21 protein-coding genes, 1 tRNA gene and 3 pseudogenes are annotated in these 24,207 nt (G+C 51.4%); 19 read left to right on the top strand and 6 right to left on the bottom strand.

Translation table 11 applies throughout. The annotated features are described in order from the left end of the window. A pseudogene (locus HEN33_RS20645) lies at positions 1 to 149 on the top strand (ISAs1 family transposase); the annotation flags it as partial. Positions 150 to 218: 69 nt separating this feature from the next. Here the strand turns inward: HEN33_RS20645 and yafV are convergent. Further along, entirely contained in the window at positions 219 to 989 is a 771-nt protein-coding gene (gene yafV / locus HEN33_RS20640; protein ID WP_001118006.1) for a 2-oxoglutaramate amidase, read from the bottom strand. Between the two features lie 180 nt (positions 990 to 1,169). Here yafV and ivy point away from each other — a divergent pair, with 180 nt between their 5' ends. Further along, positions 1,170 to 1,616: an Ivy family C-type lysozyme inhibitor gene (gene ivy, locus HEN33_RS20635; protein ID WP_001308392.1), complete on the top strand. Its 447-nt coding sequence runs from the start codon at positions 1,170 to 1,172 to the stop codon at positions 1,614 to 1,616. A gap of 42 nt (positions 1,617 to 1,658) precedes the next feature. On the opposite strand, the gene fadE is transcribed toward ivy, so the two are convergent. Further along, positions 1,659 to 4,103, bottom strand: coding sequence for an acyl-CoA dehydrogenase FadE (gene fadE, locus HEN33_RS20630; protein ID WP_176262600.1), 2,445 nt, complete (start codon positions 4,101 to 4,103; stop codon positions 1,659 to 1,661). A 239-nt stretch (positions 4,104 to 4,342) separates the two neighbouring features. On the opposite strand from fadE, the gene lpcA reads away from it, so the two are divergent. Continuing rightward, positions 4,343 to 4,921 carry a D-sedoheptulose 7-phosphate isomerase gene (gene lpcA, locus HEN33_RS20625; protein WP_000284050.1) on the top strand — a complete coding sequence of 193 codons (579 nt, stop codon included), beginning with the start codon at positions 4,343 to 4,345 and terminating at the stop codon, positions 4,919 to 4,921. Between the two features lie 205 nt (positions 4,922 to 5,126). After that, positions 5,127 to 5,894 carry a class II glutamine amidotransferase gene (locus tag HEN33_RS20620; RefSeq protein WP_001355142.1) on the top strand — a complete coding sequence of 256 codons (768 nt, stop codon included), beginning with the start codon at positions 5,127 to 5,129 and terminating at the stop codon, positions 5,892 to 5,894. Here the strand turns inward: HEN33_RS20620 and dpaA are convergent. Further along, positions 5,865 to 6,605 carry a peptidoglycan meso-diaminopimelic acid protein amidase gene (gene dpaA, locus HEN33_RS20615; protein ID WP_001225679.1) on the bottom strand — a complete coding sequence of 247 codons (741 nt, stop codon included), beginning with the start codon at positions 6,603 to 6,605 and terminating at the stop codon, positions 5,865 to 5,867. The genes HEN33_RS20620 and dpaA overlap by 30 nt on opposite strands. Positions 6,606 to 6,905: 300 nt before the next feature. On the opposite strand from dpaA, the gene HEN33_RS20610 reads away from it, so the two are divergent. Together HEN33_RS20610 and rayT are read left to right on the top strand one after the other, a co-directional pair. Next, complete coding sequence (locus HEN33_RS20610) at positions 6,906 to 7,655, top strand: C40 family peptidase (RefSeq protein ID WP_176262601.1); 750 nt, start codon at positions 6,906 to 6,908, stop codon at positions 7,653 to 7,655. Positions 7,656 to 7,831: 176 nt separating this feature from the next. Next, positions 7,832 to 8,329 carry an REP-associated tyrosine transposase RayT gene (rayT, locus tag HEN33_RS20605; RefSeq protein ID WP_176262602.1) on the top strand — a complete coding sequence of 166 codons (498 nt, stop codon included), beginning with the start codon at positions 7,832 to 7,834 and terminating at the stop codon, positions 8,327 to 8,329. Positions 8,330 to 8,544: 215 nt separating this feature from the next. On the opposite strand, the pseudogene HEN33_RS20600 reads toward rayT, so the two are convergent. After that, a pseudogene (locus tag HEN33_RS20600) lies at positions 8,545 to 10,263 on the bottom strand (flagellar biosynthesis protein FlhA); the annotation flags it as partial. On the opposite strand from HEN33_RS20600, the gene lafU reads away from it, so the two are divergent. The 5 genes from lafU to prfH all read left to right on the top strand — a co-directional run bounded on the left by lafU (position 10,229) and on the right by prfH (position 14,657). Next, a complete protein-coding gene (gene lafU, locus HEN33_RS20595) occupies positions 10,229 to 11,014 on the top strand; it encodes a putative lateral flagellar export/assembly protein LafU (RefSeq protein ID WP_176262604.1) in 786 nt (261 codons plus the stop codon). The pseudogene HEN33_RS20600 and the gene lafU overlap by 35 nt on opposite strands. Positions 11,015 to 11,084: 70 nt before the next feature. After that, the gene (dinB, locus tag HEN33_RS20590; RefSeq protein WP_001226166.1) at positions 11,085 to 12,140 is read left to right on the top strand and encodes a DNA polymerase IV; all 1,056 of its coding nucleotides are present in this window, start codon (positions 11,085 to 11,087) and stop codon (positions 12,138 to 12,140) included. Then, positions 12,137 to 12,589 (top strand): GNAT family N-acetyltransferase, encoded by a 453-nt coding sequence (locus tag HEN33_RS20585; protein ID WP_176262605.1) that lies wholly within the window; start codon positions 12,137 to 12,139, stop codon positions 12,587 to 12,589. The genes dinB and HEN33_RS20585 overlap by 4 nt, the downstream gene beginning before the upstream one ends. Before the next feature lie 317 nt (positions 12,590 to 12,906). Continuing rightward, entirely contained in the window at positions 12,907 to 14,046 is a 1,140-nt protein-coding gene (locus tag HEN33_RS20580) for an RNA ligase RtcB family protein (RefSeq protein WP_183083458.1), read from the top strand. Then, positions 14,043 to 14,657 carry a peptide chain release factor H gene (prfH, locus tag HEN33_RS20575; RefSeq protein ID WP_000602123.1) on the top strand — a complete coding sequence of 205 codons (615 nt, stop codon included), beginning with the start codon at positions 14,043 to 14,045 and terminating at the stop codon, positions 14,655 to 14,657. The genes HEN33_RS20580 and prfH overlap by 4 nt, the downstream gene beginning before the upstream one ends. A gap of 56 nt (positions 14,658 to 14,713) precedes the next feature. Here prfH and pepD read toward each other — a convergent pair whose 3' ends face one another. Further along, on the bottom strand, positions 14,714 to 16,171 hold the full coding sequence (gene pepD / locus HEN33_RS20570; RefSeq protein ID WP_105278655.1) for a cytosol nonspecific dipeptidase: 1,458 nt from the start codon (positions 16,169 to 16,171) through the stop codon (positions 14,714 to 14,716). A gap of 260 nt (positions 16,172 to 16,431) precedes the next feature. Here pepD and gpt point away from each other — a divergent pair, with 260 nt between their 5' ends. The 3 genes from gpt (at position 16,432) to crl (ending at position 18,685) form a co-directional block, all read left to right on the top strand. Then, complete coding sequence (gene gpt / locus HEN33_RS20565) at positions 16,432 to 16,890, top strand: xanthine phosphoribosyltransferase (RefSeq protein ID WP_001291990.1); 459 nt, start codon at positions 16,432 to 16,434, stop codon at positions 16,888 to 16,890. Positions 16,891 to 16,981: 91 nt separating this feature from the next. Next, positions 16,982 to 18,226, top strand: a complete 1,245-nt coding sequence (frsA, locus tag HEN33_RS20560) for an esterase FrsA (protein ID WP_000189544.1) — start codon at positions 16,982 to 16,984, stop codon at positions 18,224 to 18,226. Between the two features lie 57 nt (positions 18,227 to 18,283). Then, positions 18,284 to 18,685, top strand: a complete 402-nt coding sequence (gene crl, locus HEN33_RS20555; RefSeq protein ID WP_000174675.1) for a sigma factor-binding protein Crl — start codon at positions 18,284 to 18,286, stop codon at positions 18,683 to 18,685. Positions 18,686 to 18,723: 38 nt separating this feature from the next. Here the strand turns inward: crl and phoE are convergent, their stop codons facing one another. Next, entirely contained in the window at positions 18,724 to 19,779 is a 1,056-nt protein-coding gene (phoE, locus tag HEN33_RS20550; RefSeq protein WP_000749856.1) for a phosphoporin PhoE, read from the bottom strand. Between the two features lie 287 nt (positions 19,780 to 20,066). Here phoE and proB point away from each other — a divergent pair, with 287 nt between their 5' ends. The 5 genes and pseudogenes from proB to HEN33_RS20525 form a co-directional block, all read left to right on the top strand. Next, positions 20,067 to 21,170: a glutamate 5-kinase gene (gene proB, locus HEN33_RS20545; RefSeq protein WP_001285288.1), complete on the top strand. Its 1,104-nt coding sequence runs from the start codon at positions 20,067 to 20,069 to the stop codon at positions 21,168 to 21,170. A 10-nt stretch (positions 21,171 to 21,180) separates the two neighbouring features. After that, a complete protein-coding gene (proA, locus tag HEN33_RS20540) occupies positions 21,181 to 22,434 on the top strand; it encodes a glutamate-5-semialdehyde dehydrogenase (protein WP_105288399.1) in 1,254 nt (417 codons plus the stop codon). 114 nt (positions 22,435 to 22,548) lie between these two features. Then, positions 22,549 to 22,624 (top strand) — tRNA-Thr (locus HEN33_RS20535). Between the two features lie 164 nt (positions 22,625 to 22,788). Continuing rightward, a complete protein-coding gene (locus tag HEN33_RS20530; RefSeq protein ID WP_176262607.1) occupies positions 22,789 to 23,976 on the top strand; it encodes a tyrosine-type recombinase/integrase in 1,188 nt (395 codons plus the stop codon). Continuing rightward, a pseudogene (locus tag HEN33_RS20525) lies at positions 23,969 to 24,207 on the top strand (hypothetical protein); the annotation flags it as partial. The gene HEN33_RS20530 and the pseudogene HEN33_RS20525, both read left to right, overlap by 8 nt.

Raw genomic sequence — 24,207 nt, 5'->3', positions numbered from 1 at the left:
TTCACGATACGATTGCCAGAGTTGTATCCTGTATCAGTCCTGCAAAATTTCACGAATGCTTTATTAACCGGATGCGTGAATGTCATTCTTCAGATGACAAAGACGTCATCGCGATTGATGGAAAAGCACTTCCACACTCCTATGATAAAAAGTGGTCGCAGGAGAGCGGGCTTTCGTAGTCATACCCCAACTCTCCCCGGCCTTAAACACAACACCACTCACCACAACCTAAACTCATCCGCATCCCGCCATGCCGGAAACTTTTCTCTATATTCCCTTAACACCGCCATCGACAGCTCCGCATCAATGCGCGTTGCCTGATGCGCGTCGGCAGTAGCGATAATCTCGCCCTGTGGATTAATCACCCGGCTGTCACCGCGATAATGGCAGCCGTTGCCATCGCTGCCGACGCGATTGCATCCCGCCACATACGCCTGATTCTCAATCGCGCGGGCTGTCAGCAATGCCTGCCAGTGCAGAGAGCGTGGGGCAGGCCAGTTGGCGACGTAGATGGCGAGGTCATAATCGTTGAGATTGCGCGACCACACCGGAAAACGCAGGTCGTAGCACACCAGCGGCAAAATACGCCAGCCGCGCCATTCCACAATCACTCGTGCATTGCCCGCTTTATAATGCAGATGCTCATCTGCCATTCGGAACAGATGACGCTTATCATAAAAATGTACCGTGCCGCCCGGCTCAACCAGCAAAAAGCGGTTAACCGAACCAGACTCCGTTTGTAATGCAACACTGCCTGCAATCAGCGCATTGCACTGCTGCGCTTTAGCTGTCATCCAGTTCACTACGTCATCTTGTGCTAGCGACGAAGCTGCCGCTTCCATGGCAAAGCCGCTGGTAAACATCTCCGGTAGAACGATCACATCGCGCCCGGTAATACCTTCCAGTTGACGATCAAAATGGCGCAGGTTGGCAAGACCATCCATCCACACCAGTGGTTGCTGCAAAAGCGTAATCTTCAAACCAGGCACGGTGTACAACTCCTTTATGCGAAGGGTTTTATAACTTTAACACCTTATCAGGCAGTTGCCTTAGCGCAGAATAAATTGATAACAAATGCTGATATTGGAAATATCTGATTTGCAAATTATCGTGTTATCGCCAGGCTTTAGGAGGTTAATAACATGGGCAGGATAAGCTCGGGAGGAATGATGTTTAAGGCAATAACGACAGTCGCCGCACTGGTCATCGCCACCAGTGCAATGGCGCAGGATGATTTAACCATTAGCAGCCTGGCAAAGGGCGAAACCACCAAAGCTGCATTTAATCAGATGGTACAAGGGCATAAGCTGCCAGCCTGGGTGATGAAAGGCGGGACTTATACCCCCGCACAAACCGTGACATTGGGAGATGAGACGTATCAGGTGATGAGCGCGTGCAAACCGCATGACTGTGGCTCGCAACGTATCGCTGTGATGTGGTCCGAGAAATCTAATCAGATGACGGGGCTGTTCTCGACCATTGATGAGAAAACCTCGCAAGAGAAACTCACCTGGTTGAATGTGAATGATGCGCTTTCGATTGATGGTAAAACGGTGCTATTCGCGGCGTTGACCGGCAGCCTGGAAAATCATCCGGATGGCTTTAATTTTAAATAATTAGCGGATAAAGAAACGGAGCCTTTCGGCTCCGTTATTCAATTATGCGGCTTCAACTTTCCGCACTTTCTCCGGCAACTTTACCGGCTTCGTCGCCAGCTCTTCCGGATCAAAGTCATCAACGTTAATACTGCGCAGACGACTCTCTTCAGCTTTCACAAGAATAGCGGCTTCATCTTTATCAATCAGCCCCTTCGCCAGCGCGTTATGCGCCAGTTCATCCAGACGGGTAAACGGCAGGTTTTTACCCAGCTCTTTACAGATCCGCTGATGAATTGGGTCGGCGGCAATCACATCCACCAGCGCCTCTTCCAGTAAACCAACCGGGTTATGCTCGCTCGGCGTCAGGTACTGACCGCGACCAATACGTGAACGGGTGGCGTTAGGCACTTGTAAAATCTTCGCCACCTTATGATCCAGCTTGTCAGACGGTGCCAGATAATGGCGTCCGGTCGGGAAGATCACCACATTCAGCAGCCCGGCAACCACGCGGTTCGGGAAGTTTTGCAGTAAATCATCCATCGCCTGTTCAGCCTGATACAGCGCATCCTGTACGCCCCAGTGCACCAGCGGCAGGTCGGCTTCATTACGGCCTTCGTCGTCATAACGCTTCAGAACGGCAGAGGCGAGGTAAAGCTGGCTTAAAATATCCCCCAGACGTGCCGAGATACGCTCACGACGTTTCAGGCTGCCGCCCAGCACAGCCATCGAGACATCAGAAAGCAGGGCGAGGTTGGCACTCAGGCGGTTCAGGTGCTGATAATAACGTTTAGTGGCATCGCCGGTTGGTGTGCTGCTGGTTAAACCGCGCGTCAGGCCCAGCCAGAAGCTGCGAACTTTGTTACTGCCGACGTGGCCGATATGTTTGAACAGCAGTTTATCGAACGCGTTAACGTCATTGTTCTTCGCCGCTTCCATCTCTTCCAGCACGTACGGATGGCAACGAATCGCTCCCTGACCGAAGATCATCATGCTGCGGGTCAGAATGTTGGCCCCTTCAACGGTGATGGCAATCGGTGCGCCCTGGTAAGCTCGTGCCAGGAAGTTGCTCTGACCGAGCATAATGCCTTTACCCCCGGTGATATCCATCGCATCAATAATCGACTGCTGCCCACGGTGAGTACAGTGATACTTAACGATAGCCGACAGCACGGCAGGTTTTTCGCCGAGCATAATGCCGTAGGTAATCAGCGATGCCGCAGCATCCATCACGTAGGCATTACCGGCAATACGCGCCAGCGGCTCTTCAATCCCTTCCATCTTACCGATAGAGATTTTGAACTGACGACGAATGTGTGCATACACGCCGGTTGCCAGCGCCACCGACTTCACGCCGCCGGTTGAGTTGGAAGGCAGGGTAATACCACGGCCTACGGAGAGACACTCCACCAGCATCCGCCAGCCTTGCCCGGCCATTTTTGGTCCGCCAATAATGTAGTCGATCGGTACGAAGACATCTTTACCGCGCGTCGGTCCGTTCTGGAACGGTACGTTCAGCGGGAAGTGGCGACGACCAATTTCCACGCCTGGCGTGGTGGTCGGGATCAGCGCACAAGTAATGCCTAAATCTTCTGCGCCACCCAGCAGTTTTTCCGGGTCGGAGAGTTTAAACGCCAGACCAAGCACGGTCGCAATCGGCGCGAGCGTAATGTAGCGTTTGTTCCAGGTCAGACGCATGCCCAGCACCTGCTGGCCCTGCCACTCGCCCATGCAGACAATCCCGGTATCCGGAATCGCGCCCGCATCGGAACCCGCTTCCGGGCTGGTCAGTGCAAAGCAAGGGATTTCCTGACCACGCGCCAGACGCGGCAGATAGTGATTTTTCTGCTCGTCAGTGCCGTAATGTTGCAGCAGCTCGCCCGGGCCTAATGAGTTCGGCACGCCGACGGTAATCGCCAGGATCCCGCTCACGCCGGAGAGTTTTTGCAGCACACGAGATTGGGCATAAGCCGAGAACTCCAGCCCGCCGTACTCTTTTTTGATGATCATCGCGAAGAAGCGATGCTCTTTAAGGTACGCCCACAACTCCGGCGGCAGATCCGCCAGCTCATGAGTAATCTGGAAATCATTCGCCATCCGGCAGGCTTCTTCTACCGGGCCGTCGAGAAACGCTTGCTCTTCAGCCGTCAGGCGCGGCTGCGGATAGTTATGCAGCTTTTTCCAGTCCGGCTTGCCCTGGAACAAGTCGCCCTCCCACCAGGTGGTGCCCGCATCAATCGCTTCTTTCTCAGTGCGCGACATCGGCGGCATCACCTTACGGAAACCACGAAATACCGGCGCAGAAATCATCGACTTACGCATAGGCGCAAAGTTAAACGGTACGAGGATAATGGCCAGAGGCACCAGTACCCACGCCGACCACAGACCAGCAACGCCGAGGGCGGCTGTCCAGGCGAGCAAAATCAGACTGCTGATAAATAAGCTCACGCGGTGATAGAACAACGCGCCGAGCAGGACAACCGTAGCGAGAATACTCAAAATCATCATAACGAAAAGCCCCTTACTTGTAGGAGGTCTGACCACTTGTGATGATATGGTTGTAGTGGATGTAAAAACATTTAGCAATGTGTTTACAATATAATTACAACAAAGCTCACATTGTTGCTGTTTTTATCCGCACTTCAGGTCAAAAAGTCCTGGTCATCGCACCTGCCCGTACTTCTCGCTTTTGGCGGTATCCGGTACACTGCATTTTGTCTATTACATTTATGCTGAAGGATATCCTCATGTACCAGGATCTTATTCGTAACGAACTGAACGAAGCGGCGGAAACGCTGGCTAACTTTTTAAAAGATGACGCCAATATTCACGCCATTCAGCGCGCGGCGGTCCTGTTAGCAGACAGCTTTAAAGCCGGTGGCAAAGTGCTTTCCTGCGGCAACGGCGGCTCCCATTGCGACGCTATGCACTTTGCCGAAGAGTTGACCGGTCGCTACCGTGAAAACCGTCCGGGCTACCCGGCGATTGCCATTTCTGACGTTAGTCATATTTCCTGCGTCGGTAACGATTTTGGTTTCAATGATATTTTCTCCCGTTACGTTGAAGCGGTAGGTCGCGAAGGCGATGTACTGCTGGGGATCTCCACCTCCGGTAACTCTGCAAACGTGATCAAAGCGATCGCGGCGGCGCGTGAGAAGGGGATGAAAGTGATCACCCTGACCGGTAAAGACGGCGGTAAAATGGCTGGCACAGCGGATATCGAAATTCGCGTACCGCACTTTGGTTATGCCGACCGCATTCAGGAGATCCACATTAAAGTGATCCATATCCTGATCCAGTTAATTGAAAAAGAGATGGTTAAGTAAGTCTGGCGTAGGCTGGATAAGGCGTTTACGCCGCATCCGGCACTTGTGCGCTGATGCCTGATGCGACGCTGACGCGTCTTATCATGCCTACAAATCTGTACCCGAACCGTAGGCCGAATAATGCGTTCACGCCGCATCCGACCTGAAAATTCTTAAATCAATCTTCGCCGGGGGCCATGCGCTCCCGCTGTTGTGGAGGTTACCCATGTGCGAATTGCTCGGGATGAGCGCTAACGTCCCTACCGATATCTGCTTTAGTTTCACCGGTCTGGTGCAGCGTGGTGGTGGAACCGGGCCACATAAAGATGGCTGGGGCATTACCTTTTACGAAGGTAAAGGCTGTCGCACATTTAAAGATCCGCAACCCAGCTTTAATTCCCCTATCGCCAAACTGGTCCAGGACTATCCAATCAAATCCTGCTCGGTAATTGCTCATATTCGCCAGGCGAATCGGGGCGAGGTGGCACTGGAAAATACTCATCCGTTTACCCGCGAGTTATGGGGACGCAACTGGACTTATGCCCATAACGGGCAACTGACGGGGTACAAGTCACTGGAAACCGGCAACTTCCGCCCGGTAGGTGAAACCGACAGCGAAAAAGCCTTTTGCTGGCTGCTGCATAAATTAACGCAGCGTTACCCACGCACACCGGGCAACATGGCGGCAGTGTTTAAATATATCGCCTCACTGGCGGATGAACTGCGGCAGAAGGGCGTTTTCAACATGCTACTTTCGGACGGACGCTATGTAATGGCGTATTGCTCGACCAATCTGCACTGGATCACCCGCCGCGCGCCGTTTGGCGTGGCAACGTTGCTGGATCAGGATGTGGAAATCGACTTCAGCTCGCAGACCACACCGAATGATGTGGTCACGGTGATTGCGACACAGCCGCTGACGGGCAATGAAACCTGGCAAAAGATTATGCCAGGCGAATGGCGCTTATTTTGCCTCGGGGAGCGTGTAGTTTGATGCCAGCTGTGGCTGCACCACTTCATGGCTCAACGGTTTGCTGACGACGTAACGGCCATTGACCACAGAAACGGTTGGTGGCTTACGGGTTTGCTCAAAGTAGTCGTAACCCGGCTTCAGTTGCTCCCAGAAGTCCTTAAAGTTGGAATATTTATGGCGCTTCATATTGGCGTCGGTCATGCGGAACGGGTAAATACTCACTTGCACGCTCGGCTGACCAAACACCAGCGCACCAGTAACGAACTGGAAGATCTCATCAATACCCTGATTGGTCATTGCGTAGCAGCCGATGGAAACACAATCGCCGTGAATCATCAGGTATTTCCCTTCATAACCATGTGCACGGTCATAGGCATTGGGGAAACCAATATTAATCGCTTTGTAATAACGGCTGTCTGGTTTTAACTGATTACGCTGGACGCTATAAAACCCTTCCGGGCTTTTGAAATCTCCCTGACGCTGTTTAGGCCCTAAGCCGCCGGAATATTTACAGATTTTATAGCTGTCGAGCAGTTGATATTGCTCACCCATTTTGACGTAGAGATCGAGGGTGCGCTCTTCCTTGAAGATCTGGATGTAGACAGGGGAGCCCATCAACTGCTGCTTATACTCTTTGCTCACTGGCGTGGTCGAGCTACTGCTGCCCAGCAAACCGGCAAACGAAACGCACGGGATCAACAACATCGCAAGAATTAATGCGATTTTACGCATACTGCTTATTCCTTGATAAAACGGTTACACACGCCAGGACGGCAAAATGGATCCCAAATCGGAATAGTCTGGATTTGGAAGGCTCACATTATCACCAAAAGAGTTTTACGCAAGCCTGTCGGCGCAGGGTTTACAAATTTAGCACAAGGGCAGTTTTCATTAGTCCGAAAAGCGCATGTATCATTTATTTCCTAAGATTATGAAACCTCAATAGTAATATGCAAATAAGCAATTAATAATCCCGTTTACTCCTCCGGTCTTTTAAAATTCTCACCTTCATTCAGCCGGTTTATGTCCTTCATGTCTTCGTTCTTTCACGGCAGATTTCTGCATCCAGGCGTGTTTTCGTTATGCGTTTTGCTCCCTTTACTCGCCAGCGCCAGCGCATCACATATCTCTTTCAGCTACGCCGCCCGCCAGCGGATGCAAAACCGTGCGCGTTTATTAAAACAGTACCAAACCCATCTGAAAAAACAGGCCAGCTATATTGTGGAAGGCAATGCCGAAAGCAGAAGGGCGCTGCGCCAGCACAACCGGGAGCAGATAAAACAGCATCCTGAGTGGTTCCCTGCACCGTTGAAGTTGAGCGATAAACATTGGCAGGCGCTGGCGGAAAACAACCATTTCTTAAGCAGCGACCATCTGCATAACATCACCGAAGTAGCGATTCACCGTCTGGAGCAGCAGCTTGGTAAGCCTTACGTCTGGGGAGGTACGCGGCCTGATAAAGGCTTCGACTGCAGCGGGTTAGTTTTTTATGCCTACAACAAGATCCTCGAGACGAAACTCCCGCGCACGGCCAATGAGATGTACCACTACCACCGGGCAACGATTGTGGCGAACAACGACCTGCGCCGGGGCGATTTGCTGTTTTTCCATATCCACAGCCGCGAGATTGCCGATCATATGGGCGTGTATCTGGGCGATGGTCAGTTTATTGAGTCGCCGCGCACGGGGGAAACCATTCGGATAAGCCAATTAGCCGAACCTTTCTGGCAGGATCACTTTTTGGGCGCGCGCAGGATTTTGACGGAAGAGACGATTTTGTAGGGCGGATAAGGCGTGTACGCCGCATCCGGCGGTTATGCGCCGATGCCTGATGCGACGCTGGCGCGTCTTATCATGCCTACGAGTCTGCGAATATTTTGCGAGCCGCTTTCCCGATATAACACACCCGCATTGTCGACTTTTCCTTTTCTTCTTACCGTTGAGAAAAAGGAGTCGCTATGTCTGAATATCGTCGTTTTTATATAAAGGGGGGAACATGGTTTTTCACGGTAAATTTACGGAATCGTCAAAGCCAACTTTTGACCGCTCAGTTACAGATGCTCCGTAACGCCATTATTAACGTTAAGCGAGACAGGCCTTTTGAAATTAACGCCTGGGTCGTTTTGCCGGAGCATATGCACTGTATCTGGACATTACCCGAAAGCGATGATGATTTTTCCTCGCGCTGGCGGGAGATTAAAAAGCAATTCACCCATGTTTGCGGATTGAAAAATATCTGGCAACCGCGTTTTTGGGAGCATGCCATCCGCAACACCAAAGATTATCGCCATCATGTTGATTATATTTATATAAATCCAGTAAAACATGGCTGGGTAAAGCAGGTAAGTGATTGGCCATTCTCAACGTTCCATCGTGATGTCGCGAAAGGGTTATATCCCATCGATTGGGCGGGGGACGTAACGGATTTTAGTGCCGGAGAGCGTATCATTTTATAATTGTGCACCGATGCCTGATGCGACGCTGGCGCGTCTTATCATGCCTACAAACTGCACCCAACCGTAGGCCGGATAAGGCGTTTACGCCGCATCCGGCGGTTGTGCGCAGATGCCGGATGCGCTTACGCTTATCCGGCCTACAAATCTGTGCTTTAACAGTAGGCCGGATAAGGCGTTCACGCCGCATCCGGCAATTGTGCACCGATGCCGGATACCTACATCAACGCCCCCATAATCTTCAACTCCAGCTCGTCTGGCACTTCGTTATACGACAGCACATGCAACCCCGGCGCAAATAACCTCGCATAACGCGCCAGCAACGGGCGCAGCTGCGGCGGCACCAGCAGCACCGGGTCTTTACCTGCCGCTTTCATCTGCTCCTTCACCTGCGGCATCGTGCTCTGGAACTGGTTGAGCATATTTGGGTCAACCGGCACGCTATCGAGCATCACTTTGCCGGCCTGTTGCGCCTGATTCACCACGTTGGTCAGCAGATTTTCCAGCTCATTATTCAGCGTATACACCGTCAGCTCCTGCTTGCGAACGAACGGATGGGTAATGCTGCGCCGCAGTGCCAGGCGCACATCGGCCGCCAGCAGAATATGATCTTTGGTGACGGTGCTACTGGCGACCAGCACGGTGGCGATGGTGACGATATCGCGCAGGGAAACGCCTTCGGTCAGCAGTGCCCGGTACACTTTCAGCAACTGGCTGTAATTCAGCGCCGCACTCAAATCCTCTGCCAGGCGCGGTGCCATTGACGACAAACGGTTATGCAGCTGAGTAATATCGTCATAGTTAAACAAATCAGGAATATAGCTGCGCACAATCTTATTCACATGCGTGGCAATTACGCTGGCGCTGTCGATCACCTGATACCCCATATTCAGCGCCTTCGCCTTCTGCGCGGGCTGAATCCAGGTCACCGGCATCCCGTACGCCGGGTCGTTCCCCAGCACGCCGTCAATCTCGCCGTAGGTTTCGCTGGAGGGCAGGGCCATCAGTTTATCCGCCGGAATATCCGCTTCATCAGCCTTAATGCCGTTGATGAAAATGGCGTACTGGCTGGGCTTGAGGCGGAAGTTTTCCCGAATGCGGATCTCCGGCAGCAGCACGCCGTTGCCGTCGGAAATCACCTGCCGCACGCCGCGAATACGCTGGGTGAGCGGGTTGCCCTGCGCTTTGTCCACCAGCGCCACCAGCTTGTAACCGAGGCTTAAACTGATGGGCTCGATCAGCGGAATGGTTTCCCAACTGACCTGTTGATCGCTGGTTTCAGTGATGGTGCGGGTCAGCGTTTCGAGGCTTTTCTCTTCCGCCTCCGCCGCCTGCGGGCGTTTGCTCATTCGCCAGCCGGTAAAACCAAGCAGGGCGCTGAACATCAGGAACGGGAAGTGCGGCATTCCCGGCACCACCGCCAGCACGAACATAATCCCGGTGGCGGTGTAGAGCACCGACGGGCTTGCCAGCAACTGGTGGCGCACGTCATGGGCAATATCGCCGTTGTCGCTGACGCGGGTGACGATAATCGCCGCCGCGGTGGAAAGCAGCAGGGACGGGATCTGCGCCACCAGGCCGTCGCCGATGGTCATCAGCACATATTGCTGGAAGGCGGCATCGGCGCTCAGGTTGTATTTGAAGATCCCGATACAAACGCCGCCAATCAGGTTGATCGCCAGAATCATCATCCCGGCGATGGCATCCCCGCGCACAAACTTCGATGCCCCGTCCATCGCGCCGTAGAAATCGGCCTCGCTGGCAACATCTTTGCGGCGGGTCTGCGCCTGCGCCTGGTTGATCAACCCGGCGTTAAGATCGGCGTCAATCGCCATTTGCTTGCCGGGCATCGCGTCCAGGGTAAAGCGGGCAGAAACCTCGGAAATACGCTCAGCCCCTTTGGTGACGACAATAAAGTTGATTGTCAACAGTGTCAGTAAATCTGAGCGTGAAAGCATTATCGCCGCGCTGCACGGGCAGTCGATTTTCAATGGCGGCGGGCTATCGCCGTTAAATAAAATCAGCCCGACGCATCCGCTGAAACCTGCCACCGTGGCGGTGCCGGAAGAGACGGAGAAAAAAGCCCGCGACGTCAACGAGAAAACGGCGCTACTGAAGAAGAAGTCCGCCACTGAGCTTGGCGAGCTGGCGACCAGTATCAACACCATCGCCCGCGATGCGCATATGGAAGCCAATCTGGAGATGGAGATTGTCCCGCAGGGATTACGCGTGCTGATTAAAGATGACCAGAACCGCAATATGTTTGAACGCGGCAGCGCGAAGATTATGCCGTTCTTTAAAACGCTGCTGGTGGAACTCGCGCCGGTATTCGACTCGCTCGACAACAAAATTATTATTACCGGGCATACCGATGCGATGGCCTATAAAAGCAATATCTACAACAACTGGAACCTTTCGGGTGACCGCGCGCTCTCGGCCCGTCGGGTGCTGGAAGACGCCGGGATGCCGGAAGATAAAGTGATGCAGGTAAGCGCGATGGCGGACCAGATGCTGCTGTATGCCAAAAACCCACAAAGCGCGGGTAACCGGCGCATTGAGATTATGGTGCTCACCAAAAGCGCGTCCGATACGTTGTATCAATATTTTGGTCAGCATGGGGATAAGGTGGTGCAGCCGCTGGTGAAAAAGCTGGATAAGCAGCAGGTGCTTTCGCAGCGAACGCGTTAAATGCTGAATCTTTACGCATTTCTCAAACTCTGAAATCACTGTATACTTTACCAGTATTGAGAGGTGAGCAATGCGTAAAATCATTCATGTGGATATGGACTGCTTTTTCGCCGCGGTGGAGATGCGCGACAATCCCGCCCTGCGCGATATCCCTATTGCTATTGGCGGCAGCCGCGAACGCCGGGGGGTGATCAGCACCGCCAATTATCCCGCGCGTAAATTTGGCGTGCGTAGCGCAATGCCAACCGGCATGGCGCTCAAACTGTGTCCGCATCTCACCTTGCTTCCAGGGCGCTTTGACGCCTACAAAGAAGCGTCAAATCATATCCGCGAAATCTTCTCTCGCTACACATCGCGTATTGAGCCGCTGTCACTGGATGAAGCCTATCTCGACGTCACCGATAGTGTCCATTGCCACGGCTCTGCGACCCTTATCGCTCAGGAAATCCGCCAGACGATCTTCAACGAGCTGCAACTGACGGCGTCTGCGGGCGTTGCGCCGGTCAAGTTTCTCGCCAAAATCGCCTCAGACATGAATAAACCCAACGGTCAGTTTGTGATTACGCCGGCAGAAGTTCCGGCATTTCTGCAAACCTTACCGCTGGCAAAAATTCCCGGTGTCGGCAAAGTCTCGGCGGCAAAACTGGAAGCGATGGGGCTACGAACCTGTGGCGATGTACAAAAGTGTGATCTGGTGACGTTGCTTAAACGCTTTGGCAAATTTGGCCGCATTTTGTGGGAGCGTAGCCAGGGCATTGACGAGCGCGACGTTAACAGCGAAAGGTTGCGAAAATCCGTCGGTGTAGAACGCACCATGGCGGAAGATATTCATCACTGGTCTGAATGTGAAGCGATCATCGAGCGGTTGTACCCGGAACTTGAACGTCGTCTGGCAAAGGTAAAACCTGATTTACTGATTGCCCGCCAGGGGGTGAAATTAAAGTTCGACGATTTTCAGCAAACCACCCAGGAACACGTCTGGCCGCGGCTGAATAAAGCTGACTTGATCGCCACTGCGCGTAAAACCTGGGATGAACGCCGTGGCGGGCGCGGTGTGCGGCTGGTGGGGCTGCATGTGACGTTGCTGGATCCGCAAATGGAAAGACAACTGGTGCTGGGATTATGAATAACATACAAATAAGAAACTATCAGCCTTGCGATTTTCAGCAACTATGCGCTATTTTCATTAGAGCGGTTACGATGACCGCCAGTCAGCATTATTCACCACAACAAATTGCCGCCTGGGCGCAGATTGACGAATCTCTCTGGAAAGATAAACTCGCGAAATCACAAGTGCGGGTTGCAGTCATTAATGCACAATCGGTTGGTTTTATTTCCCGCATTGAACATTATATCGATATGTTATTTGTTGACCCTGAATACACCCGCCGTGGGGTTGCCAGCGCTTTGTTAAAACCTTTGATTAAGTCTGAATCCGAACTAACGGTAGATGCCAGCATAACCGCAAAACCCTTTTTTGAACGTTATGGTTTTCAGACAGTTAAGCAGCAGCGCGTTGAATGCCGGGGAGCGTGGTTTACTAATTTTCATATGCGATATAAACCGCAACATTAAATCCAGCTTGCAATGAAAATAACGCCCGCCTAGTATGTGCGCGTTTTCTTATTCCACAAACTGCAAGGAGGTAAATCATGACAAATCCTTTATCAATGACTCTTTGCAGACCTTTCCAGGATTAATTCTTTTTTTCTTGCCCTGGATTCGTCTGCCATTTCCTGATTTTTATATTTATATACTCTAAATAATTCGAGTTGCAGGAAGGCGACAAGCGAGTGAATCCTCAGGAGCTTACTAAAGTAAGTGACTGGGGTGAACGAACGCAGTCGCAGTACATGCAACTTGAAGTATGACGAGTATAAATGGAATGGTACATGGGCAAATATATTCGTCCCTTATCCGATGCGGTATTTACCATCGCATCTGATGACCTGTGGATCGAGAGTTCAGCGATCCAACAATTACACACCACGGCAAATTTACCCGACATGCAACGCGTAGTAGGGATGCCAGATTTACACCCAGGACGCGGCTATCCGATTGGCGCAGCGTTCTTCTCCGTAGGCCGTTTTTACCCGGCACTGGTCGGCAATGATATCGGCTGCGGTATGGCGCTATGGCAAACAGATATTCTCGCGCGTAAATACAACGCCGATAAGTTTGAAAAGCGATTATCTGCGCTGGATGACGTTGCTGAAGAAAGCTGGCTGGAGGAAAACCTGCCGTCAGCGTTTGCACAGCATCCGTGGCGCTGCGCGCTTGGCTCTATCGGTGGCGGTAACCACTTTGCAGAACTGCAACAGATTGATCAAATCATCGACGCGGAACTGTTTGCACTGTCAGGTCTGGATGCGCAGCATCTGCAACTGCTGGTCCATAGCGGCTCGCGTGGTTTAGGGCAGTCTATTTTACAGCGGCATATTGCCTCGTTTTCGCATCATGGTTTGCCGGAAGGCAGTGACGACGCGCTAAGTTATATTGCGGAACATGATGATGCGCTGGCGTTTGCGCGTATTAATCGCCAGCTGATCGCTTTGCGCATAATGCAACAAGTTAAGGCCAACGGAAATTCGGTTCTGGATGTGGCGCATAACTTTGTCAGCGCATGTCGAATCGGCGATCAACAAGGATGGTTACACCGTAAAGGGGCTACGCCGGATGACAACGGTCTGGTGATTATTCCCGGTTCACGCGGTGATTACTCCTGGCTGGTTAAGCCTGTTGCGAACGAAAAAACGCTCCACTCGCTGGCGCATGGGGCAGGGCGTAAATGGGGGCGCTCCGAGTGTAAAGGGCGTCTGGCAGCGAAATACACGGCGACGCAACTCTCACGTACTGAACTTGGCAGTCGGGTAATTTGTCGCGATAAACAACTCATCTTTGAAGAAGCGCCACAAGCCTATAAATCGGCTGAAAGTGTGGTGCAATGTCTGGTGCAGGCCGGTTTAATTATTCCTGTCGCGCGACTGCGTCCGGTGCTGACGCTCAAAAACAGTGGAGGGAAAAAAGGATGATCTTGCTGCAACTCTCCTCAGCTCAGGGACCGGAAGAATGTTGTCTCGCAGTGAAAAAGGCGCTGGACAGGTTGATTAAAGAAGCTACCCGACAAGACGTCGCGGTAACGGTGCTGGAAACAGAAACGGGCCGCTACTCTGACACGCTGCGTTCGGCGCTGATTTCTCTGGATGGCGATAACGCATGGGCATTAAGCGAAAGTTGGTGCGGCACTATTCAGTGGATTTGCCCAAGCCCGTATCGGCCTCATCATGGGCGCAAAAACTGGTTTCTGGGCATTGGGCGTTTTACCGCTGATGAGCAGGAACAATCGGATGCAATCCGTTATGAGACGCTGCGTTCGTCGGGGCCGGGCGGTCAACATGTCAATAAAACCGACTCGGCGGTACGCGCCACGCATCTGGCATCCGGGATTAGCGTGAAGGTTCAGTCAGAGCGCAGCCAACATGCCAACAAACGGCTGGCGCGATTGCTGATTGCCTGGAAGCTGGAGCAACAGCAACAGGAAAATAGTGCGGCGCTGAAATCGCAGCGGCGAATGTTCCATCACCAGATTGAACGTGGCAACCCGCGACGGACGTTTACAGGGATGGCTTTTATCGAAGGATAAGAAAGGATGAAACTGCCGGAAGACGATCAAACGCCATCCGGCAGCAAATCAAAAAATTACTTCGCCGGAATTTCTTTCAGCAGTTCAGTCAGTAGTGTCCAGTAATGACCTACGCTTTCGATGTGAACCTGCTCATCCGGAGAGTGCGGACCGGTGATGGTTGGCCCGATAGAAACCATGTCCATTTCCGGATACGGTTTTTTGAACAGACCACATTCCAGGCCCGCGTGAATAATCTGGATGTTCGGCGTCTTGTTGAACAGGCGCTGATAGGTTTCACGTACCAGATGCATCACCGGAGAATTAGCGTCCGGCTGCCAGCCAGGATATGCGCCTTTCGCTTCGGTTTTCGCGCCAGCCAGTTTACCCAGCGAATCTAGCATGCTCACCACGTAGTCTTTACCGCTGTCGATCAGAGAACGGATCAGGCAGTGAATTTCTACGTTGTTGTCGGTCATGGTCACGACACCGACGTTCAGTGAGGTTTCAACCACGCCTTTTGCTACGTCGGAGTTGCGGATCACACCGTTAGGGGTGGCGTTCAACAGACGAATAAAGGTATCGCGAGATTTCGCAATCAGGGCAGCTTTATCGTTCGCAACAGAGTCCAGCAACAAGGCCAGATTTTTCTCTTTCTCTGCCAGCTCGTTTTTCAGGATCTCCTGATAGGTATTCACCAGCGTTTTCAGGGCGTCGACTTTATCAGCTGCGACAGCAACGGTCGCAAAGGCTTCACGCGGGATGGCGTTACGCAGTGTGCCGCCGTTGAAATCGATAAGACGCAGGTCCAGTTCTTCTGCATGTCCCGCCAGGAAGCGCACCAGCAGTTTGTTCGCGTTACCCAGGCCAACGTGGATTTCACCGCCGGAGTGACCGCCTTTCAGACCTTTTAAGGTTAATTTGAAGGTTTCAAAACCAGCCGGAACGGCTTCACGATCTAAATGCAGGTTGGAGGTGAAGTCGATACCCCCAGCACAACCCATGTAGATTTCACCTTCTTCTTCGGAGTCGGTGTTAATCAGAATGTCAGCCTGCAACCAGTTGCTCTGTAAGCCGAACGCCCCGTCCATACCGGCTTCTTCGGTCATGGTCAGCAGCACTTCCAGCGGGCCGTGAACCACGTTTTCGTCAGCCAGAACCGCCAGTGCAGAGGCCATACCAATGCCGTTATCTGCACCCAGCGTGGTGCCGCGCGCTTTAACCCATTCGCCATCAATATAAGGCTGGATAGGATCTTTAGTGAAGTCATGCACGGTGTCGTTATTTTTCTGCGGCACCATATCGAGGTGGGCCTGCAAGACGACCGGTTTACGATTTTCCATACCTGCGGTAGCAGGTTTACGAATCAGGATATTACCTACCTGATCGCGTTCGACATGGAAACCTTTCTCTTTTGCCCAACCAACAATGTATTCAGCGAGTTGCTCTTCATGATAGGACGGGTGAGGAATAGAACAGATTTTGGCAAAAATATCCCACAGCGGCTGTGGAGATAATTGAGACAGTTCAGACACGTTAAGTCTCCTTGTCGATCACCCGCAAAACAGTATTGCAGGTCACAGGGTTAGCAGAAAATGTTGTCAACACAAGACAGGCTTGCGAGATATGTTTGAGAATACCACTTTATCCCGCGTCAGGGAGAGGCTGTGCGTAAAAAGACGCGGACTCATGTGAAATACTGGTTTTTAGTGCGCCAGATCTCTATAATCTCGCGCAACCTATTTTCCCCTCGAACACTTTTTAAGCCGTAGATAAACAGGCTGGGACACTTCACATGAGCGAAAAATACATCGTCACCTGGGACATGTTGCAGATCCATGCACGTAAACTCGCAAGCCGACTGATGCCTTCTGAACAATGGAAAGGCATTATTGCCGTAAGCCGTGGCGGTCTGGTACCGGGTGCGTTACTGGCGCGTGAACTGGGTATTCGTCATGTCGATACCGTTTGTATTTCCAGCTACGATCACGACAACCAGCGCGAGCTTAAAGTGCTGAAACGCGCAGAAGGCGATGGCGAAGGCTTCATCGTTATTGATGATCTGGTGGATACCGGCGGTACTGCGGTTGCGATTCGTGAAATGTATCCAAAAGCGCACTTTGTCACCATCTTCGCTAAACCGGCAGGTCGTCCGCTGGTTGATGATTATGTTGTTGATATCCCACAAGATACCTGGATTGAACAACCGTGGGATATGGGCGTCGTATTCGTCCCGCCAATCTCCGGTCGCTAATCTTTTCAACGCCTGGCACTGCCGGGCGTTGTTCTTTTTAACTTCAGGCAGGTTACAATAGTTTCCAGTAAGTATTCTGGAGGCTGCATCCATGACACAGGCAAACCTGAGCGAAACCCTGTTCAAACCCCGCTTTAAACATCCTGAAACCTCGACGCTAGTCCGCCGCTTTAATCACGGCGCACAACCGCCTGTGCAGTCGGCCCTTGATGGTAAAACCATCCCTCACTGGTATCGCATGATTAACCGTCTGATGTGGATCTGGCGCGGCATTGACCCACGTGAAATCCTCGACGTCCAGGCGCGTATTGTGATGAGCGATGCCGAACGTACCGACGATGATTTATACGATACGGTGATTGGCTACCGCGGCGGCAACTGGATTTATGAATGGGCCACCCAGGCGATGGTGTGGCAACAAAAAGCTTGTGCGGAAGAAGATCCACAACTCAGTGGTCGTCACTGGCTGCATGCGGCCACGTTGTACAACATTGCCGCCTATCCTCATCTGAAAGGGGATGACCTGGCCGAGCAAGCGCAGGCTTTGTCAAACCGTGCCTATGAAGAGGCCGCCCAACGTCTGCCGGGCACGATGCGGCAGATGGAGTTTACCGTACCAGGCGGTGCGCCCATCACCGGCTTTTTGCATATGCCGAAAGGCGATGGCCCGTTCCCGACGGTATTAATGTGTGGTGGTCTGGATGCGATGCAGACGGATTATTACAGTCTGTATGAACGTTATTTTGCCCCGCGCGGCATTGCGATGCTGACTATTGATATGCCGTCGGTGGGCTTTTCTTCAAAATGGAAGCTCACTCAGGACTCCAGCCTGTTGCATCAGCACGTCTTAAAGGCGCTGCCTAACGTCCCGTGGGTGGATCACACCCGTGTCGCGGCCTTTGGTTTCCGTTTTGGCGCTAACGTTGCTGTGCGTCTGGCATATCTTGAATCGCCGCGTCTGAAAGCGGTTGCTTGTCTTGGTCCGGTAGTTCATACCCTGTTGAGTGATTTTAAGTGCCAGCAACAGGTGCCGGAAATGTATCTTGACGTTCTGGCGAGTCGTTTGGGGATGCATGATGCTTCCGATGAAGCGTTGCGTGTGGAACTGAATCGTTATTCATTAAAAGTGCAAGGATTGCTGGGCCGTCGCTGCCCGACGCCAATGTTATCAGGCTACTGGAAGAACGATCCGTTCAGCCCGGAAGAGGACTCACGCTTAATCACCTCATCATCTGCTGATGGTAAATTGTTAGAGATTCCATTTAATCCGGTGTATCGGAATTTTGACAAAGGTCTTCAGGAAATCACGAGCTGGATCGAAAAACGATTGTGTTAAAAATTTGCTAAATTTTACCAGTTTGGTAAAACAGGTGCATCACAACAGGAGATCGCAATGACGTTACCGAGTGGACACCCGAAGAGCAGATTGATCAAAAAATTTACCGCACTAGGCCCCTATATTCGTGAAGGTAAGTGCGAAGATAATCGATTCTTTTTCGATTGTCTGGCTGTATGCGTCAACGTGAAACCAGCGCCGGAAGTGCGTGAGTTCTGGGGTTGGTGGATGGAGCTTGAAGCGCAGGAATCCCGTTTTACTTACAGCTACCAGTTTGGTCTGTTCGATAAAGCAGGCGACTGGAAGAACGTTCCGGTAAAAGATGCCGAAGTGGTTGAGCGACTGGAACATACCCTGCGTGAGTTTCATGAGAAGCTGCGTGAACTGCTGACGACACTGAATCTGAAGCTGGAACCGGCGGATGATTTTCGTGATGAACCGGTGAAGTTAACCGCGTGAGTGAAAAGTGCCGGATGCGCCGCATCCGGCAATCTCCATTAAAACTGATAGGTCATCCCAACCGCGACAATATCATCATTATTAATATTTAATTTGTTATCGCTGTCCAGTTGGTTGATTTTATAATCAACAAACGCTGACATATTTTTGTTGAAATAATATGTAGCACCGACATCAATATAATTGACCAGATCCTCATCACCGATGCCCTCAATATCTTTCCCTTTCGATAAGACATAACCCAGCGATGGACGCAGGCCAAAGTCGAATTGGTATTGAGCGACTGCTTCAAAGTTCTGCGTCTTATTGGCAAAGCCGCCAGAGATTGGCGTCATTTTACGCGTTTCAGAATAGAAAGTTGCCAGGTAAATATTATTGGCATCGTATTTCAGGCCTGTTGCCCATGCTTCTGCACGCTTGCCCGTGCCACGGCTTTGCAGGTTCTGCTCGTTGGTGCGATCGGAGTTGGTATAGGCCCCACTAATGGCGAAATCGCTGCCGCCAAAGTCATATGTCAATGACGTGCCGAAGCCATCACCGTTTTGCTTTTTAACGTCGCGGTTTTCGTTTTTTCCTTGATATTGCAGGGTTAAGTTCAGACCATCGATAACGCCGAAGAAGTCGGTGTTCCGATACGTTGCCAGTCCGCTGGCGCGTTTGGTCATAAAGTTGTCGGTCTGCGCGGAGGAATCGCCGCCGAATTCCGGGAACATATCGGTCCATGCTTCCACGTCATACAGCGCCCCCAGGTTACGACCATAGTCGAAAGAACCCAAATCTTTATATTTCAACCCGGCAAAGGCAAGACGCGTTTTTTGCTGAGCAGTATCACTCTCTGCTTTATTTCCGGCAAACTCGGCTTCCCAGCGACCATAACCGGTCAGTTGATCGTTAATTTGTGTTTCGCCTTTAAAACCAAAACGGATATAACTCTGGTCGCCATCTTTACTGTCATTATCGCTCATATAATGCATGGCTTTAACTTTGCCATAGATATCCAGTTTATTACCGTCTTTGTTATATATTTCTGCGGCCTGTACGGATGCCGATGCCACAATGCCCATCACCACTAATGCCAGAGTGCTCTTTTTCATTTTCATTCCTGATTTTAATTAACGCGCGAATATTCAGCGGGAGTGTCCCGTTGAAAACAGGAAAGTTTTTAACCTGAGATTGTTAAAGATATATTACAGATTAATGATATTCTTAAAATGTGGTAATTTATTAAATCTGTAATAAAAGCGTAAACAACTGCCGCTACGCTTGCTGATCCCGCGCAACAAAACGCCATGCTTTGCTTGCAGATGGTTGGCAACCGGCGACAGTCCTGCTAAAACGTTCGTTTGATATCATTTTCCCTAAAATTGAATGGCAGAGAATCATGAGTGACAGCCAGACGCTGGTGGTAAAACTCGGCACCAGTGTGCTAACAGGCGGATCGCGCCGCCTGAACCGTGCCCATATCGTTGAACTTGTTCGCCAGTGCGCGCAGCTACATGCCGCCGGGCATCGGATTGTAATTGTGACGTCGGGGGCGATTGCCGCCGGACGTGAGCACCTGGGTTACCCGGAACTGCCAGCGACTATCGCCTCGAAACAACTTCTGGCGGCGGTAGGGCAGAGTCGACTGATTCAACTGTGGGAACAGCTGTTTTCGATTTATGGCATTCACGTCGGGCAGATGCTGCTAACTCGTGCTGATATGGAAGACCGTGAACGCTTCCTGAACGCCCGCGACACCTTGCGTGCGCTGCTCGATAACAACATCGTTCCGGTAATCAATGAGAACGATGCTGTCGCTACTGCAGAGATTAAAGTCGGCGATAACGATAACCTTTCGGCGCTGGCGGCGATTCTGGCGGGTGCCGATAAACTGTTGTTGCTGACCGATCAAAAAGGTTTGTATACCGCTGATCCGCGTAGCAATCCGCAGGCAGAACTGATTAAAGATGTGTATGGCATTGATGACGCACTGCGCGCGATTGCCGGTGATAGCGTTTCAGGTCTTGGAACCGGCGGCATGAGCACTAAATTGCAGGCCGCTGACGTGGCTTGCCGTGCGGGTATCGACACCATTATTGCCGCGGGCAGTAAGCCGGGTGTCATTGGTGATGTGATGGAAGGTATTTCCGTCGGTACGCTGTTCCATGCCCAGGCGACTCCGCTTGAAAACCGCAAACGTTGGATTTTCGGTGCGCCGCCTGCGGGTGAAATCACGGTAGATGAAGGGGCAACCGCCGCCATTCTTGAACGCGGCAGCTCCCTGTTGCCGAAAGGCATTAAAAGCGTAACCGGCAACTTCTCGCGTGGTGAAGTCATTCGCATTTGCAACCTTGAAGGTCGCGATATCGCCCACGGCGTCAGTCGTTACAACAGCGATGCATTACGCCGTATTGCCGGACACCACTCGCAAGAAATTGATGCAATACTGGGATATGAATACGGCCCGGTTGCCGTTCACCGTGATGATATGATTACCCGTTAAGGAGCAGCCGATGCTGGAACAAATGGGCATTGCCGCGAAGCAAGCCTCGTATAATTTAGCGCAACTCTCCAGTCGCGAAAAAAATCGCGTGCTGGAAAAAATCGCCGATGAACTGGAAGCACAAAGCGAAAGCATCCTCAATGCTAACGCCCAGGATGTTGCTGACGCGCGTGCCAATGGCCTTAGCGAAGCGATGCTTGACCGCCTGGCACTGACGCCCGCACGGCTGAAAAGCATTGCCGATGATGTGCGCCAGGTGTGTAACCTCGCCGATCCGGTGGGGCAGGTGATTGATGGTGGCGTGCTGGACAGTGGCCTGCGCCTGGAACGCCGTCGCGTGCCGCTGGGGGTGATTGGCGTGATTTATGAAGCGCGCCCGAACGTGACGGTTGATGTCGCTTCGCTGTGCCTGAAAACCGGTAATGCAGTGATTCTGCGTGGCGGCAAAGAAACCTGTCGCACTAACGCTGCAACGGTGGCGGTGATTCAGGACGCCCTGAAATCCTGCGGTTTACCGGCGGGTGCCGTGCAGGCGATTGATAATCCTGACCGTGCGCTGGTCAGTGAACTGCTGCGTATGGATAAATACATCGACATGCTGATCCCACGCGGCGGGGCTGGGTTGCATAAACTGTGCCGCGAGCAGTCGACGATTCCGGTAATCACAGGTGGTATAGGCGTATGCCATATTTACGTTGATGAAAGTGCAGAGATCGCTGAAGCATTGAAAGTGATTGTCAACGCGAAAACTCAGCGCCCGAGCACGTGTAATACGGTAGAAACGTTGCTGGTAAATAAAAACATCGCAGATAGCTTCCTGCCCGCATTAAGCAAGCAAATGGCGGAAAGCGGCGTGACATTACACGCTGACGCAACTGCGCTGGCGCAGTTGCAGGCAGGCCCCGCGAAGGTGGTGGCTGTTAAAGCCGAAGAGTATGACGATGAGTTCCTGTCATTAGACTTGAACGTCAAAATCGTCAGCGATCTTGACGATGCCATCGCCCATATTCGTGAACACGGTACGCAACACTCCGATGCGATCCTGACCCGCGATATGCGTAATGCCCAGCGTTTTGTCAACGAAGTGGATTCCTCCGCTGTTTACGTTAACGCCTCTACGCGGTTTACCGACGGCGGCCAGTTTGGTCTGGGTGCGGAAGTTGCGGTAAGCACACAAAAACTCCACGCGCGCGGCCCAATGGGGCTGGAAGCTCTGACCACCTACAAGTGGATCGGCATTGGTGATTACACCATTCGTGCATAAATAAAACCGGGTGATGCAAAAGTAGCCATTTGATTCACAAGGCCATTGACGCATCGCCCGGTTAGTTTTAACCTTGTCCACCGTGATTCACGCTCGTGAACATGTCCTTTCAGGGCCGATATAGCTCAGTTGGTAGAGCAGCGCATTCGTAATGCGAAGGTCGTAGGTTCGACTCCTATTATCGGCACCATCCCTTAGTATTTTCAAGTCATCTCCAATCAACAAAACCCTTTAAAAACATAGATATTACGCAATTCTTCGTCATTTGACGTCAACCCCTATCTCTTGAAATCAACATACAATTGGGGGCACAATCGGGGGCATCTTCTGTTCGGTCTAGGAAATGTGCCCCCAATGATGCTGAATGCCCGCAAGGTTGAAGCCGCTAAAGGAAAAGAGAAGAGCTATAAGCTATCTGATGGAGGTGGCCTGTACCTTCAGGTTGAACCTAATGGCTCGCGTTACTGGCGTATGAAGTACCGTTTTGCTGGTAAAGAGAAGCGCTTGTCCTTTGGTGTCTATCCAACAGTCACCCTCGCCGATGCCAGACAAAAACGCGAAGACGCAAAGAAACTACTCGTCGCTGGTGAAGATCCTGGCGAAGTGAAAAAAGCAAAGAAGCATGCTTTAAACGCAGCGAACGAGACACTTAACCCATTCAGAGAAGTGGCGTTAGAGTGGCACAAAATGAAATCTCCCAAATGGTCTGAGGGCTATGCTTCAGACATAATTGAGGCGTTTGAGAAAGACATTTTCCCGCATATTGGACACAGGCCTATAGCCGATATTCAGCCCCTTGAACTACTTGAAGTACTGAGGTTGATAGAAGCACGAGGTGCTATGGAGAAAGCGAAGAAAGTCCGTCAGCGATGCGGTGAAGTTTTCCGCTATGCCATCGTAACGGGTAGAGCAATCTACAATCCTGCACCGGATCTTGCCAGTGCGATGCAAGGACATGAAGCAGTCCACTATCCATTCCTCAAAGCCAACGAGCTGCCGGAGTTCTTTACTGCCCTTAACGCTTATTCAGGAAGCCCAATTGTATTGTTGGGGGCACATTTACTTATCCTGACGGGTCTAAGAACAGGAGAACTAAGAGCAGGTGAGTGGCGTGAGGTGGATTTTGATAATGCGGTGTGGGAGATCCCAAAAGAACGTATGAAAATGCGTAGGAGCCATATCGTCCCGTTGCCAAAACAAGCATTATCCCATCTCAAATGTTTGAAAGAACTAACTGGGAACTACCCGCTGATGTTCCCTGGACGCAACGATCCTAGCAAATTTATGAGTGAAGCAAGCATTAATCAGGTGTTTAAACGTATTGGATATGCAGGGCGTGTAACGGGGCATGGTTTCAGGCATACAATGAGTACAATTCTGCATGAGAAAGGATTTAACAGCGCATGGATTGAAACCCAGCTTGCTCATTTAGATAAAAATTCTATTCGCGGAATTTATAACCATGCTCAATATCTGGAAGGACGCAGAGAAATGATGCAATGGTATGCTGATTTTATTGAGGGAATGAATCGTAATGGCTAATAAAACCATTCCTTTGAAACTATTTCGTACGCATTATCAAGTAGCAGAAGTTGCTAAGATGCTAAATTGTGAAGAGGCAGATGTTTTTTATCTGGCAGGAGAGAATGAACTTTCATTCTCTGCATATGTTGGCAGGGAGGGTAATTTCTCAAAGCATCGAGTTAGATGTATAAATAAATTTATTAATCATCTTGATTCATTGGATAAGGATGACGAGGGGTATAGTTATAT

Source organism: Escherichia sp. 94.0001, assembly GCF_013369155.2.
Lineage (GTDB): Bacteria > Pseudomonadota > Gammaproteobacteria > Enterobacterales > Enterobacteriaceae > Escherichia > Escherichia coli_F.
The sequence above is the reverse complement of the archived record's forward strand: the minus strand, read 5'-3'. Positions and strand labels throughout refer to the sequence as shown.

Bases quoted from the DNA above. Each gene is read 5' to 3' on its own strand.
- frsA (WP_000189544.1), top strand. From the start codon at position 16,982: ATGACACAGGCAAACCTGAGCGAAACCCTGTTCAAACCCCGCTTTAAA.
- HEN33_RS20530 (WP_176262607.1), top strand. From the start codon at position 22,789: ATGATGCTGAATGCCCGCAAGGTTGAAGCCGCTAAAGGAAAAGAGAAG.
- gpt (WP_001291990.1), top strand. From the start codon at position 16,432: ATGAGCGAAAAATACATCGTCACCTGGGACATGTTGCAGATCCATGCA.
- rayT (WP_176262602.1), top strand. From the start codon at position 7,832: ATGTCTGAATATCGTCGTTTTTATATAAAGGGGGGAACATGGTTTTTC.
- crl (WP_000174675.1), top strand. From the start codon at position 18,284: ATGACGTTACCGAGTGGACACCCGAAGAGCAGATTGATCAAAAAATTT.
- dpaA (WP_001225679.1), bottom strand. From the start codon at position 6,605: ATGCGTAAAATCGCATTAATTCTTGCGATGTTGTTGATCCCGTGCGTT.
- ivy (WP_001308392.1), top strand. From the start codon at position 1,170: ATGTTTAAGGCAATAACGACAGTCGCCGCACTGGTCATCGCCACCAGT.
- fadE (WP_176262600.1), bottom strand. From the start codon at position 4,103: ATGATGATTTTGAGTATTCTCGCTACGGTTGTCCTGCTCGGCGCGTTG.
- lpcA (WP_000284050.1), top strand. From the start codon at position 4,343: ATGTACCAGGATCTTATTCGTAACGAACTGAACGAAGCGGCGGAAACG.
- dinB (WP_001226166.1), top strand. From the start codon at position 11,085: ATGCGTAAAATCATTCATGTGGATATGGACTGCTTTTTCGCCGCGGTG.
- HEN33_RS20620 (WP_001355142.1), top strand. From the start codon at position 5,127: ATGTGCGAATTGCTCGGGATGAGCGCTAACGTCCCTACCGATATCTGC.
- phoE (WP_000749856.1), bottom strand. From the start codon at position 19,779: ATGAAAAAGAGCACTCTGGCATTAGTGGTGATGGGCATTGTGGCATCG.
- HEN33_RS20610 (WP_176262601.1), top strand. From the start codon at position 6,906: ATGTCTTCGTTCTTTCACGGCAGATTTCTGCATCCAGGCGTGTTTTCG.
- prfH (WP_000602123.1), top strand. From the start codon at position 14,043: ATGATCTTGCTGCAACTCTCCTCAGCTCAGGGACCGGAAGAATGTTGT.
- HEN33_RS20585 (WP_176262605.1), top strand. From the start codon at position 12,137: ATGAATAACATACAAATAAGAAACTATCAGCCTTGCGATTTTCAGCAA.
- proB (WP_001285288.1), top strand. From the start codon at position 20,067: ATGAGTGACAGCCAGACGCTGGTGGTAAAACTCGGCACCAGTGTGCTA.
- HEN33_RS20580 (WP_183083458.1), top strand. From the start codon at position 12,907: ATGGGCAAATATATTCGTCCCTTATCCGATGCGGTATTTACCATCGCA.
- proA (WP_105288399.1), top strand. From the start codon at position 21,181: ATGCTGGAACAAATGGGCATTGCCGCGAAGCAAGCCTCGTATAATTTA.